The following is a 13,966-nucleotide window of genomic DNA, read 5'->3' as shown; positions in this document are numbered from 1 at the left end:
AAATCCATGCGATGATGTAGCCCAAGCACCTATACAATAAATCCGTTGATTTGAGTAAATAACGAATGATGGAAAAGACTCGCAAACATCTACTCTGCCTCGCAATCATTAGCGCTTTAAGCCCTGTATTGGCAACCCAGTCTTATGCCCAATTGCATCTGGAAATTACCAAAGCACCTGAGGCAGCACCTAAAATTGCCGTTGTACCTTTCAGTCAGGATCAGAGCATTTATCCTATTGTGGAAAATGACCTGAATCGTTCTGGCCGCTTTACCAGTGCTTCAAAAAACCTGCCTGCAACAGCGACATTGAATAATCCGAATGCAGAAGCTTGGGCATCGGCTGGTGTTCCCTATGTGGTCACTGGTTCATCCAAGACCACAGCCGATGGTTCTTTTGAAATCCAGTATCAGCTTTATGATGTCGAAAAAAAACAATATCTATTAAATGAATTGCTGACTGTTCCAGCCTCACGCACCCGTCAGGCAGCGCATATGATCAGTGATGCCATCTATCAGGCATTGACCGGTATTCCGGGTGACTTTAGCGGACGTATTGCCTATGTGCTGCGTAATCCTGCTACGCCGGAACAACGCTATACCTTGCAGATTGCCGACACCGATGGCGAACAGCCAAAAACCATTTTAACCTCGCGTGATCCGATCCTTTCTCCGGCATGGACACCAGATGCCAAAAAAATCGCTTATGTGTCCTTTGAAACCAAACGCCCGGCGATTTATGTACAGGATCTGGCGACCGGACAGCGTGAAAAACTGGCCAGCTTCCGCGGCTTGAATGGCGCGCCGAGTTTCTCTCCAGATGGCAAGAGCATGCTGTTTACTGCTTCTATGCACGGCAATCCGGAAATCTACCAGATGAATCTGGAAACGCGTAAGCTACAACGTATGACCAATGACAGTGCCATTGATACTGAAGCACGTTATTCGCCAGATGGAAAATCTTTTATTTTCACTTCTGACCGTGGTGGTTCTCCGCAAATTTACCGCCATGATCTTGAATCAAGTAGCAATAAACGCCTGACCTTCCGTGGTGCATTCAACGCGCGCGGCACGCTGAGCGCAGATGGTAAAAAACTTGCATTAGTTCATCGTCCAAGCGGCAGTAACTATCGAGTTGCGGTTCAGGACATGGCCTCCGGTGTGAACAATATTCTGACGCCAACGACGCTGGACGAATCACCGAGCTTCTCACCAAATGGCCAGATGGTGGTCTATGCCACCCGTGAAGGTGCACGCGGACTCTTGTCGATCATGTCGCTGGATGGCCGCTTCCGTATGAATTTACCAAGTGAAACGGGTGAAGTCCGTGAACCGGCTTGGGCGCCAAAATAAGATTTTTATATTGATAAACCCTTTACCCCATAATCAAACTTCATGGAGATGAAGATGAACAAAGTAAAATTATTTGCCTTGCCACTTTTAGCAGCAGCTGTTGTCATGACAGGTTGTGCGAGCCGTAAGCCTGCCGCTGAAGTTCAAACGGGCGGTTTAGATACGACCGGTACAACAACTGTGAATACTCAAGGTCTGAGTGAAGATGCAGCACTGAATGCACAAAACATGGCAGGCGCTTCTGCAAAAGGCGTTACTGCAGAAAATAAAGCATTCTTAGCAAAACGCGTGGTGCATTTTGACTATGACAGTACTGAGCTCAGCAATGAAGATCTAAATACGCTGCAAGCCCATGCGCAGTTCCTGATGGCCAATGCCAATTCACGTGTAGCACTCACTGGCCATACCGATGAACGCGGTACCCGTGAATACAACATGGCACTTGGCGAGCGTCGTGCCAAAGCAGTAGAAAGTTTCCTGGTGACGACTGGTGTTAATCCTGGTCAATTGGAAGCAGTCAGCTATGGTAAGGAAATGCCAATCAATGCGGGCCATGACGAAAATGCCTGGAAAGAAAACCGCCGTGTAGAAATTAATTATGAAGCGGTACCACCATTGTTGAAATAATTTTCATTCATGATGCTTTCATCAAATAAAAAGCACTCAATCCTGAGTGCTTTTTATTGGCTTCAATGAAAGAATCGGTCTACTTTGGAAGCTGATCCTGTTCAGCCGGATGCATCGATTCGATCAGGTCATGTTTATTGAATTGTTTGTACTCTGGTTTTGCTTCATAATCCCGCCAGGCTTCTTTCATCTTGTCTTCAGAGATATCATCTAAAGTAATGCCTTCGCTTGGCGTTGGAGTCGCATCAAACTTCAATGTTGTCATATCTGTGCTCCTATTCTCAATTTTCCTTTGTCTTCAACATAGCATTTTCCGCAGGAGTTGCAAGGGCAAAATCGATACAAATAATCCAGTTTAATTTTTCTTTTAGTACGTTCTCATCTAAAATATAGCCGCATATCGTTTTGATCATTTTTTCCCGATTTAAGTTTTGGAGTTTCCCTATGTCATACCGCACTTTATCCCAGTTTTTACAACAACAAAGCGGGAATCTCACACCTGAACTTGCGCAAGTTATTGAAACAATTGCAAACACTTGCAAAGACATTGATCAATTACTACAAAAAGGTGCTTTAGCGGGTGTATTGGGAAGTGCACAGCATGAAAACGTTCAAGGCGAAGAGCAAAAGAAACTGGATGTCATTTCTAATGACTATTTGATTAATGCCTTGCAGCAACATCCAAATGTGGGTGGTTTGGCCTCAGAAGAACTGGATGAATTCACCCCTGCACAAGAAAATGGTCAATTTCTGGTATTGTTCGATCCATTAGACGGTTCAAGCAATATCGACATCAATATGTGTGTGGGTACCATTTTTTCGATTCTTCCTGCAAAAAATGCCGTGACTCAGGCAGAAGACTTTATGCAGGCGGGTATCAACCAGGTCGCTGCAGGTTATGTATTGTATGGCCCGTCTACCATGATGGCGCTGACTGTAGGTGCAGGAACTGTCTTCTTCACATTCGACCCAGAAACTCAAGAATTCTTGCTGACTTCTAAAGATATTCAAGTCGCTGCAGATACCAAAGAATATGCGATCAATGCCTCAAATCAACGTCATTGGGAAGCACCAGTACAGCGTTATATCGATGAATTATTAGCGGGCAAAACCGGCCCTCGTGAAAAAGACTTCAATATGCGCTGGGTGGCTTGTATGGTGGGCGACATTCACCGTATTCTTTGCCGTAGCGGTATCTTCATGTATCCATACGACCTTAAAGATCCGGCTAAAGCTGGCCGTCTACGTTTAATGTACGAAGCCAACCCAATGAGCATGCTCATGGAACAGGCTGGCGGTGCATCGACTACAGGTCGCGTGCGTATTCTTGAGATCGAACCGACAGATCTACATCAACGTGTACCAGTGATCATTGGTTCTAAAAACGAAGTTGATCTTGTGACCAGCTACCACAACTAATTTTTATAGCGGCAGTCGATATTGAATCGGCTGCCGTGGATTATATCTCCCATGCCAACTTTTTTTCTTGATTCAAAAGACAATCCAAAGATTAAACACTTACGTGGTTTAATTGAACAAAATACCTATCGTAAAAAACAGGGTCAAACGGTTTTAGAAGGCACGCATCTGTCTCTCGCCTGGCTACATGAAAACCGTAAAATTGATTCGATTTTCACTACAGAACATGCACTTTCACATCCTGATTTCGAGAAAATTCTCGCAAAATACACAGGTATGGTCTTTGTTCTGAGCGAATCTTTATACAAAGATTTAAGTACCTTAGGAACATCTTTAGCGTGTTTAGCTGTGGTCACTTTACCAACAGCAAATTATGCATTGGATTTTAAAGCAGACACTTTGATTCTGGAAAATGTACAGGATCCGGGTAATGTAGGCACCCTGCTTCGCTCGGCTGCTGCTGCCGGTATTGAACAGATTGTGTGTACCAAAGGTTCTGCCTCGCTCTGGTCTCCACGCGTATTACGTGCCGGTATGGGTGCACATTTCACACTGCAAACCTTTGAAAATATCGCGCTTGAACAAATTCTTGAGCAATTTCAAATCCCTGTCTATGTAACTAGCTCACACCGTGCTGAAAGCCTGTATTCAAAAGACTTACGTAAACCTTGCGTGTGGATTCTGGGTAATGAAGGCCAAGGCGTGTCTGATTATGCGATGCAACATGCTGAAGCCGTGAGCATTCCGCAACCTGGCGGTCAGGAATCACTGAATGTCGCAATTGCAGGTTCGATCTGTTTCTTTGAAATGGTACGTCAACGTATCTAATTAGGGATTTAGGTTACAGTGTTTTAATACGACCCTGCCCATGTATAAAATAGATTAAACTACAAAAATAATAAACTTAATTGTCAACCAAACCAGGATTCCCAACGTTATATGATTATGAACTTGGGAATAATGGTGGGTGTCCAATGACAGGATTTTCCATCTCTATGGATTTAGCACCAAAACAGTTGCAAACACACGATGTAAGTATTCTGAAGAGTACGGCTGAAGCACGTCTGAAGAATTTCATGCAGGATGTGACGGGGCGTGCCTTGGTGATGATGGAAAGTGCGACTCAAGGTCATCATGGTATTGCCATGGATCTGGTTCAGGAAGCTTTCATTTCCTTACACAAATCCTATGCAGAAAAAAGTACTGAAGAATGGTATCCCCTATTTTATACCATTCTCAACAACAAGTTACAGGACTGGCGTCGTAAAGAGTCACGGCGTGGTCAAATGTTTTCATTTTTCAAGAAAGTCAGTCTTGATGACGACGAAATTGAATTTGATGATGTCGTCGATGAATCAACACCAACGCCGCTGGACTTTCTCGATCAGGCAGTCACTGCTGAAGAAATCCAGGAAGCGATTGCAAAATTGCCTGTGCGTCAGCAGCAGGCATTTATGCTCAGAGCTTGGGAAGGATTTGATACGCATACCACCGCACAGATTATGAACTGCACAGAAGGCAGTGTAAAAACCCATTACTACCGTGCTATCCAAGGCTTACGCGCCTCTTTAGCACATTTAAATCCATATCTGGGAGGGTCATCCGAATGAATCAAGATGATTTCTTAAAACAAGTAACTTCCAAACTTGATGGACTGGCACAACAACATAAAGACAAACCTGTTGTCATGCACCATGTTCTTGAAGAAATTCAGGATTCAAAACACTCACGCTTTGCATTTCTAAAAATGTCAGGTTTTGCTTTGGCAGCTGCGATTGCAGGCGTTGTGGTATTACCGAATCTTTCGGACCATAACGAACCGCAAACTCAAATGGTGTCAGTCCCAAAACTGTCTCCGCAAATGCTTGAAGATTTAGAAATGTTAATGGTTTTAGGTGAGGACAAAGTTCCACATGGCAGCTAAAAAATTGGTGATTGCTTTTTGTGCATTCAGTTTTCTGCAAACCAGCTTTGCAGGATTTGAACGTTTTTGGCTATTTTCCAAAGATGCGAATACCCAAGTAACTGATACTTGGGATAGTCTTTCTGATTCTGAACAATTGGCACTGATTAAACGTTACCAATCTCTAAAAGAAATCCCCGAACAACAACGTGTTAGCTTACAGCAGCGTATGGACTGGTTTACTCAACTCCCTAATGCGGAAAAACAAAGAATGCGTGAGACTTGGCAAATGATGAGCAGTCAGGAACGCAAAGAACTGGGCGCACGTATGCAAAAAGCGTCTCCTGAGCAACGCCTTGCCATTCGCGAAGAATACATTCTCAAATATCAGCAAGTGACTCAGCAGCCTAACTCGCATTAAAAACTTAATATAAAAAAGCCTCCATATGGAGGCTTTTTTGATGTTTCAATCATATTTTATTTTCTTAAGCGGCGATAACCTGCAAGCCCTAATAATCCTAGTAGCCCCCACATTCCAATTGCCCCACCACCACTTGAGGACGTATTCGTATTTTTAACTGTATTACGTAACAAGATTGTCGCTTTTTCTGACATTTTTTCATCAGCATCAAAAATCGCATAATCCATGCTGTAATTTGCCTGGCTTAAATTATTTTTTACACTAAATGTCAGCTGTCCACCATAACAGGTCTGATTTTGGTAGGTATCAGGACAGGCTCCTTGTCGCTCTGCCTTCAGTGAAACTCCCGCAGGCAGCTTAACAATATGAATCGGGATCTCTTTTCCATCTTTATCTTGATAAAAAGCCGACTTTCCTGATGGTAGAGGCCCATCCCCATCATCACTATCATTTTCAAGCGGATTTACCATCACTGTAAGATTATTCTCTGGACTAAGCCGATATTCATCATCTTTTGCAATTGGTGCAATGTTGTTAAAAGCTGCTCTTAAGAGGCCAGCACTGCTTACACCTGTAGCCTGGTCTTTAAGTGTATAACTACAGAACTCCATATCAACCGAACTGGTCTGCTTACCATCAGTGCGATACATCATGATCCGGTTTAAATCAGGTTTCCACTCACATTTAAGATTTGGATCATTGGGATTTCCTTCCACAGTGGTCGAATTACCAGTACCAATTAACTTACCAACACCTAAAGTTTTTACACTGACCTCATAATTTTCTGAATTTAAGGCTTTAATTTGAATCTTATCATTGGTTAGAGTTTCTTGAGGCATAGCCAAGATAAAAGGATTAATATAGATTGCACGATATTTCTGATATTGCTTGGTATATTTAAGCAAATCCTGATAACTTTTCAATTCTTCCTTTAAACCAGGAAGCTCATTTTCTGGAGTATTTTTATCAGCAATGATTTCTTCGAGATCATCTATATTCTCCTGATAAAAGTCATTGAGTTCTACCAAACTCTTATTTTGCAAGTCCGTAATATCGGCTGCAGTCAAACGTCGGATTTCAACTGAGCCGATCTCGCAAGTATTTTTAGCACTTGGATCAAATGTTAATGTGGATCCAATCACACGATCAATACCACGCTGGTCTTGTTCAATACAGCCACTCACTCCGATATCTACCAAATCCGTTGCGGTCTGATTATCACGCGGGTAATACAGCCCTAAATAGCGATTATCAATAGCAGGCTCAATATAATTTGTTAATAAACTGCTGATTATATTGTTAGAGACATCAAGATTATTTGAAGTAGTATCTTCGTCTAATTCTGGCAATACGCAACGTGATGACCCAGTCGTTTGAATTGCATTTCGAATTGTAGAAAATTCAACACGTTGTGCCTTGGTCGGATTTCCCTGATTTAAGGCATATTCACAAGACAGGCCTTGGTTAAAGGCTAAAATATTGAAATTAAAATACCTAAAACCGGTATTGTCATAAAATAAAGTAGATTGGGCTGTATTTTCAACAATAGTATTACTTAATGCAGTTAAACTGGAGAATTTACTGAGCGGACGATTAACTTCATTCGTCATACGCACAATATGTCCTGTGGTACTTGCAGTATTCTTCGCAATAGTAGAGTTAACAATTTCTACTGTGGCATAGCCACAAAAATCAATAATACTGTTAGTAGTGTCTGAACCGTTTTTAACAATACTACTGGAATTAATTTTCACATTGGTTTGAGTTGTCCCTAAATTTCCCTGACAGTCCATTGCCAAAACACTACCATATGAACTCGCCTGATTTTTTTGAATCAAAGAATCCTGAATGACAATATTCCTTTCCGTATTCATTGCTACACTATAAATCGCCCCACCTTCTGCAGCAGCTCGGGAATTTACTATTTCACTGGTATTAATACTTAAAGGCCCGGCTACATAAAAAGTACCGCCATTCCCTTTATCCAAGGTATTTATTGCTGCATAACCATCCTTTAAGATCAGATGATGAATTTCCAGACTGGATTGACTGGCCATGCTATTAAATAATCTGGTTTTCCCCTGACCCGAAATAGTACTTTTTAAAGCCTCCCGGGTTGGATATAACAGCGTAATCGGACTACGACTAGCATAGTTAAGCGGAGTTTTCCCATAAATTTTGAGCGCTGACTCTACGATCAGCTCTTTATCTAATTTGTACTCGCCTGCTTCAAGCTGAATCACATCTGCAGCTGAACCATCCAATCGAAGCGTACGTCCTACATTACATCCGCCATAAGATTTATCCAGTTTTGCAGTTTTAATGGCTTCTCGTAAAGAACAGGCATTATTATTCTCGCCATCTTCATCAGCAAAAGTAGTTACATATATCGTTTTATCTTCGGCTGCCATCAAACTCATGGCAGATAAAATCATGGCCGCAAGCAGTCCTTTTTTATAATTTTTCATGATTTTTCCTTAATCTTTTAATCCACGGCGTAAACCTATTAATCCGAGTAAAATCAGTAGCCCACCACCACCCCATGAGCCGCCTGAAGTTTTGACTGCTTTGTCTTCCATTTCATTTTTTGGCTCCTGAACAATTTGAGTAGTAATAGTCAAATAAGGTTTACTTTTATTAAACCGTGTCGATGAGGTCACCACTTGTAGTTCGAAAATATCTGCTCCATGCCAGGTAGAATCCGGGGTATAAACGACATTGCCATGAATATCGATGATTGTTTTACCCTTGGAAGCTGTTTTGGTTTGTACCACTTTCAAACAGCCATCTTGCCAAGGCTCACCCGTCGGATTATGACCAACAATGGCATTACACTGTTCTTTTGGAATTAAATCACTATCTCCCAGATAAGATTCAATTGAAAACTTGGCAATTTCACCCTTTAACAGATCTTGTCCCACTAGACTGCCTGAAATTGGTATTGTGATTTCAACAGCACCTCGATCACAAAACAGATTATCCATCAAACGGTTGATCCCACGCTGATCTGCCGCCTCACATGCTACTGTTGGATTTGCCAGATTCAATCCTGTGCCTCTATTCACAATCGGTGATTCACTCACAAGGATATAGTTCAACAAAATTCGTGGGCGCATATAACCGAGAAATTGTCCTTTAGGAACGCTATATGGACAAAGTATGGCATTATTATTTTCTTGTAGGGTCTGACAAATACCTTCACTTTTATCTGAGGATTCAGCAAAAAGTCGTGTACCATTCCAGAACTGGTTCGGCGCGACGGCATCCCCTACACCACACGAGGCTGTCAGCAGATTATTTTGCGACACAGACTTATCACCAGTGATAATTTGGCAATCCTGTGTACCATTTCTTAAAATAATACTATTCGCTACATAAGCTCTTCCATACGGTGCATGGATATTTAAAGCAGTATTTTCATTGTCAACTATGGTGAGATTATTCAATCCCATCCCGTCCAGGACATTAATAAATACACCCTTATTTTTTAGTATCGTACTACTTAATACCTCCCCACTAATACCTTGATCTTTACTGGAGTCAGCAAACTGTCCCGCGCTATAAATATTGGTCGCGGAATTATCCAGTGTCTGATTATTTTTAAGTACACTTTGATAAATGAGGAAAGCAGGTAGCTCGCTATACAGGATCCCGCCTCGTTGGGCTTTATTATTTTCGATCAGACTATTTTTAATTTGTGCACGGCTTGTTAAGTTCTGACCAAACTTGCCAGCATTATAAATTGCCCCACCCAAGTTGGCAGCAGCATTAAATAGACGGTTATATTCTAGAATTAGCTGACCTTTATTATAAATTAGGCCACCTTGTTCAGCACAACTGGTTTTACCACAGCCTTCAAGATCCAGTTCTTTCAAATTTAACTGAACCAATGTATCTGTACTGTTGATCCGGAAAAGGTTATCAGTACCTTTCATTTGAATATGAGCATTATGCAAGCCTAATGCTTTTTCATCCGTACTGAATTCGCCATCACTTTCTGCGACCGCACGGATGGTAAGAGATTTTTTAATCGCGATATGCTGGTTTAACACATAGGTATTTTTTTCTTTTAAAATAATGGTACTGGATGAGTTCTCCCCACCACACCCCATAAAACCTGATTTAGCTAAGCCACGGTTAACATACTCAACAGCTTCTCGAAGTGAACATTCCTTGTCATCTTTTTCAATATCTTCTGTAGTGGTTACAATAATATCTGCACTATACGACTGCCCCGCTATACATAGCAAAGCTATGCCTATGCTCTTCTTGAGCATAACCTTCTCCTTAATTTTTATTTCTTTCTTTTTCTTCTAAAGTTGCAGAATCCTTGCAACAGCGAATTATTTTGCCTTACTGTGTCATAGACTGAGTAATTACTCAAGAATTTTTATATTTTACCGATATTCGTCAATCAAGGCATATATCTGCCGCAGATTAGCATTGCTGACTTTCAATTTTTCCCCTTTAAGCAATTGAATAATCTGCTCTAATCTTTGAAGCAGCACTGAAGTTTGATGTGGCCCATGGCTTAGTAAATAGTCAAAGATTTGAGGGTCTAAATGGATCCCACGACGATCGAGTACCGAGGAAACCAGCGCATAGCGATCAGCATACAAACTGCCACTCGGAACACGGGTACTGACCGCCTGCGTGAGACGGGATTGTAAATCTGGCAATTCGAGTTTGAGTTCGATAGGTGCAAAACGTGACGAAAACACCAACTGCCCACCACCTTCATTATTATAATTAATCAAGTGAAATACTGCGCGTTGCCAATGGGGTACGCCACTAATCGCTTCGATATCATCAAGTGCTACCAGATCAAAACGATCTAGAGAAGTAATCGCCTCAGTCGGTGCATCTAAAAGCTCAAGCAAAGATACCTGAATTGCAGATTTACCTACTTCCAGATAAGAGTCACAGATGGCAGACAACAAATGACTTTTACCTGTACCGGCTCCCCCATAGACATAAAATTGGTTGATCAGGCCTGCATGTAATTGACGGACAGCATCAATGACATGCCCCCAACCCGGCCCTGAAAAATCACTGATTCGGGCATCGAGCTGAGGTTCTATATCTAACTGCAATTGACGCATACGATTTTTTGGCCTTATGAGTCTTTACGATGTGGATCATGAATTTTACTTGAGTTCTCCTCTGCTTGCAGCGGTTTTTTCTGTGGCTTTTTCATTTCAATATCAACATCTAAGTCTGCTGTTTCAATATTGATTGAACCGGTAGATGCATCTTGTATGATAACAGCCCGATCACCATAAAATGGCGTATGTTCATAATACTCACGGATATGCCGCAGCAGTACCACAATCACGGCTGCCACTGGTAAGGCAATCAGCATGCCCAAGAAACCGGCCAGTTGCGCACCTGCCAGAACTGCAAATACTACAGCTACAGGAGAAAGACCAATTTTATCACCTAGTAAGAACGGTTGTAGGATATAGCCTTCTACAGCCTGACCCACCATGAATACAATCCCGACCAATACCAGTTGCCACCAGTCGATTCCAAATTGGAAAAAGGTTGCAATGACTGCGGCAATAATTCCAACCGCAAAACCAAGATACGGAATGATACTGCACAATCCGGCAATCATCCCGATGATCAAGCCAATCTCTAGGCCAATCAGTTGCAGTCCCACTGCATAGACTACGCCTAGCAGAACCATGACCAGGAACTGACCTTTGACAAAGGCACCTAAAACACTATGACATTCACTCACAATAGTTAAGGTTGTTTTTTCATAAGGACGGGGAATCAGGCGGCGTAAGCTGTCCAGCATACGATCCCAATCCAGCAAGAAATAAAAGGCAATAATCGGAATCAGGACAATCGTGCCACCAATCTGGATAAAATTCAGACCAGATTGTGCCAGTTTCAGCAGCATTGCCTGAATACTGTCAGCACTATAATTGGTCTGGACATAGTCCATCACCACGGAGGAAATCTGATCGGTATCAATCTCCATCGGGACCAGATTAAAGCTATCGGAAAGCCAAGGTAGAAATGTGTAATTGATCCAGTGAATCCCGGCCGGAATGCTATCACGCGCATACATCAGCTGCTGCCAGACCAGTGGCACCAGATACCACATCACCAAGGTGACCACGACCCCAATCCCGATAAATACGATACTGATCGAGAGCCATCGAGCCAGCCCAATGCGGTGCAAAACATCGACCAGTGGGCTAAATAAATAAGCAATTAGAAAAGCTGCCACAAAAGGAACCACAACTGGTTTAAGCAGATATAAAACCCAAAGTATCAATGCTATACCAGCAAGTATAAGAATGCGCCGTAAAGTACGATCGACCATAGAATCTTGCCTTTTCTCTATTAATCATTCTAAAAATTAAAATATTTTAATAAAGATAGCATTTTAGGCCACAAATACCATAAGAGTTTTACATATTCAGGTTATAATCGCACCCGCGAATGCGGAGACTTCATTATGAGCAACTCAACTTCTACCCCAAACACTGGTTTAAGCTACAAAGATGCAGGTGTCGACATTGAGGCGGGCGACGCGTTAGTCGATCGTATCAAATCTGTCGCTAAGCGTACCTCACGTCCCGAAGTTATGGGCGGTCTAGGTGGCTTTGGTGCACTTTGTAAAATTCCTAAAGGTTATGAAGAACCTGTTCTCGTATCTGGCACAGATGGTGTTGGTACAAAATTACGTCTGGCACTGAATTTGAACCGTCATGACACAATTGGTCAAGACCTGGTTGCAATGTGCGTGAATGACCTTCTTGTCTGTGGTGCTGAACCACTGTTCTTCCTTGATTATTATGCAACTGGTCACTTAAATGTTGATGTTGCTGCAAATGTAGTCACAGGTATTGGCGCTGGTTGTGAACTTGCTGGCTGTGCATTAGTTGGCGGTGAAACTGCCGAAATGCCAGGCATGTATGAAGGCGAAGATTACGATCTTGCAGGTTTCTGTGTCGGTGTTGTTGAGCAAAGCAAAATTATTGATGGCTCTAAAGTCAAAGCGGGTGACGTTTTAATTGGTGTAGCTTCTTCAGGTGCGCACTCAAACGGCTACTCACTGCTTCGTAAAATCCTGGACGTGAAAAACGTTGATCTGAATCAAATCGTCGATGGTCGCCCACTTGCAGATGTTGCAATGGAACCAACACGCATTTATGTAAAACCAATTCTTGAACTGTTAAAACACGTTGATGTCCATGCGATGGCACACATCACCGGTGGTGGTTTACCAGGTAACTTGCCTCGCGTACTTCCAAACGGCGCTCAAGCGCTTGTGAATGAATCTTCTTGGGAATGGCCTGAGCTATTCAAACTTCTACAACGCGAAGGTGGTGTAGAACAGTTTGAAATGTACCGTACTTTCAACTGTGGTGTCGGCATGGTGCTGGTTGTTGATGCAGCCGATGCAGACAAAACTGTTGAATTACTCAACCAGCTTGGCGAAAAAGCATGGGCAATGGGTCAGATTCAAGACAATGCTGAATCGGTTGCAGGTGCAGACGAAAAAATTCGTGTGATCTTCGCGTAATTTCGCATGATTAAAATTGCTGTACTTGTTTCAGGTAGCGGATCAAATCTGCAAGCCTTGATGGATGCCAATCTTTCCGGGCAAATTGTAGGGGTGATTTCCAACAAACCTGAAGCCTTTGCTTTAACGCGTGCACAGCAGGCAGGCATTCAGACTGCAGTTATTGAACACAAGCAATATCCGAATCGTGAAGCTTTTGATGATGTGATGCATCAACAGTTACTCGATTGGGATGTAGATCTGGTGGTGCTTGCCGGCTTTATGCGAATTTTAAGTGAAAAATTTGTGAAAGCCTGGGAAGGTAAAATGTTGAATATTCACCCTTCTCTGTTACCTCATTATAAAGGCATGCATACGCATCAGCGTGTACTCAATACCGGTGATGTTCTGCACGGTTGTACGGTGCATTATGTCACGGCTGAACTGGATGCAGGCCAAGCGCTTGCGCAAGGTGTTCTCAAGGTTTCTCATCACGATACGGTAGAAAGTTTGGCAACACGTGTGCATAGCCTCGAGCATGTGATCTATCCACAAGTCGTAGAATGGATTTGTAGCGGAACGATTCAACATACTAAAGATGGTGTGTTATATCGAAATGAGAAAATGCAAGCGCCTGTTCAATTCTGCAAGTTTTAAAAAAAATTTAGATATAAAAAACGCATCCTAGGATGCGTTTTTTTATTTCCAATATATTCAATGAC

At 42.4% G+C, this 13,966-nt stretch carries 14 protein-coding genes; 9 read left to right on the top strand and 5 right to left on the bottom strand.

What is annotated here, in order from left to right; genetic code table 11:
* The first annotated feature begins 68 nt into the window (after positions 1 to 68).
* Positions 69 to 1,352, top strand: a complete 1,284-nt coding sequence (gene tolB, locus NI462_RS00130) for a Tol-Pal system beta propeller repeat protein TolB (protein WP_253158856.1) — start codon at positions 69 to 71, stop codon at positions 1,350 to 1,352.
* Between the two features lie 54 nt (positions 1,353 to 1,406).
* Positions 1,407 to 1,979, top strand: a complete 573-nt coding sequence (gene pal, locus NI462_RS00125) for a peptidoglycan-associated lipoprotein Pal (protein WP_004279115.1) — start codon at positions 1,407 to 1,409, stop codon at positions 1,977 to 1,979.
* 79 nt (positions 1,980 to 2,058) lie between these two features.
* Here pal and NI462_RS00120 read toward each other — a convergent pair whose 3' ends face one another.
* Positions 2,059 to 2,244, bottom strand: a complete 186-nt coding sequence (locus NI462_RS00120) for an NF038105 family protein (protein ID WP_004645674.1) — start codon at positions 2,242 to 2,244, stop codon at positions 2,059 to 2,061.
* Positions 2,245 to 2,423: 179 nt separating this feature from the next.
* Here NI462_RS00120 and NI462_RS00115 point away from each other — a divergent pair, with 179 nt between their 5' ends.
* From NI462_RS00115 to NI462_RS00095, 5 genes are all read left to right on the top strand, one after another.
* Positions 2,424 to 3,398 (top strand): class 1 fructose-bisphosphatase, encoded by a 975-nt coding sequence (locus tag NI462_RS00115; RefSeq protein ID WP_253158600.1) that lies wholly within the window; start codon positions 2,424 to 2,426, stop codon positions 3,396 to 3,398.
* Positions 3,399 to 3,449: 51 nt separating this feature from the next.
* Entirely contained in the window at positions 3,450 to 4,226 is a 777-nt protein-coding gene (locus NI462_RS00110) for a TrmH family RNA methyltransferase (protein ID WP_004279118.1), read from the top strand.
* Positions 4,227 to 4,393: 167 nt separating this feature from the next.
* Complete coding sequence (locus NI462_RS00105; protein WP_253158598.1) at positions 4,394 to 5,008, top strand: RNA polymerase sigma factor; 615 nt, start codon at positions 4,394 to 4,396, stop codon at positions 5,006 to 5,008.
* Entirely contained in the window at positions 5,005 to 5,322 is a 318-nt protein-coding gene (locus tag NI462_RS00100; protein WP_004645680.1) for a hypothetical protein, read from the top strand. The genes NI462_RS00105 and NI462_RS00100 overlap by 4 nt, the downstream gene beginning before the upstream one ends.
* A complete protein-coding gene (locus tag NI462_RS00095) occupies positions 5,312 to 5,722 on the top strand; it encodes a DUF3106 domain-containing protein (RefSeq protein WP_004645681.1) in 411 nt (136 codons plus the stop codon). The genes NI462_RS00100 and NI462_RS00095 overlap by 11 nt, the downstream gene beginning before the upstream one ends.
* A gap of 56 nt (positions 5,723 to 5,778) precedes the next feature.
* Here NI462_RS00095 and NI462_RS00090 read toward each other — a convergent pair whose 3' ends face one another.
* From NI462_RS00090 to cxpE, 4 genes are all read right to left on the bottom strand, one after another.
* Positions 5,779 to 8,190, bottom strand: a complete 2,412-nt coding sequence (locus tag NI462_RS00090) for a CSLREA domain-containing protein (protein ID WP_253158596.1) — start codon at positions 8,188 to 8,190, stop codon at positions 5,779 to 5,781.
* A gap of 9 nt (positions 8,191 to 8,199) precedes the next feature.
* The gene (gene rbtA, locus NI462_RS00085) at positions 8,200 to 9,999 is read right to left on the bottom strand and encodes a rhombotarget A (RefSeq protein ID WP_253158594.1); all 1,800 of its coding nucleotides are present in this window, start codon (positions 9,997 to 9,999) and stop codon (positions 8,200 to 8,202) included.
* A 120-nt stretch (positions 10,000 to 10,119) separates the two neighbouring features.
* Entirely contained in the window at positions 10,120 to 10,824 is a 705-nt protein-coding gene (hda, locus tag NI462_RS00080) for a DnaA regulatory inactivator Hda (RefSeq protein ID WP_004645685.1), read from the bottom strand.
* 14 nt (positions 10,825 to 10,838) lie between these two features.
* Positions 10,839 to 12,059 carry a chloramphenicol efflux transporter CxpE gene (gene cxpE, locus NI462_RS00075; RefSeq protein ID WP_005106399.1) on the bottom strand — a complete coding sequence of 407 codons (1,221 nt, stop codon included), beginning with the start codon at positions 12,057 to 12,059 and terminating at the stop codon, positions 10,839 to 10,841.
* Between the two features lie 135 nt (positions 12,060 to 12,194).
* On the opposite strand from cxpE, the gene purM reads away from it, so the two are divergent.
* Positions 12,195 to 13,265, top strand: coding sequence for a phosphoribosylformylglycinamidine cyclo-ligase (purM, locus tag NI462_RS00070; RefSeq protein WP_005106398.1), 1,071 nt, complete (start codon positions 12,195 to 12,197; stop codon positions 13,263 to 13,265).
* 6 nt (positions 13,266 to 13,271) lie between these two features.
* Positions 13,272 to 13,901 carry a phosphoribosylglycinamide formyltransferase gene (gene purN / locus NI462_RS00065; protein WP_168730838.1) on the top strand — a complete coding sequence of 210 codons (630 nt, stop codon included), beginning with the start codon at positions 13,272 to 13,274 and terminating at the stop codon, positions 13,899 to 13,901.
* Positions 13,902 to 13,966 lie beyond the last annotated feature (65 nt).

This window comes from Acinetobacter lwoffii, assembly GCF_024129715.1.
GTDB classification, from domain to species: Bacteria; Pseudomonadota; Gammaproteobacteria; order Pseudomonadales; family Moraxellaceae; genus Acinetobacter; species Acinetobacter lwoffii_U.
The sequence above is the reverse complement of the archived record's forward strand: the minus strand, read 5'-3'. Positions and strand labels throughout refer to the sequence as shown.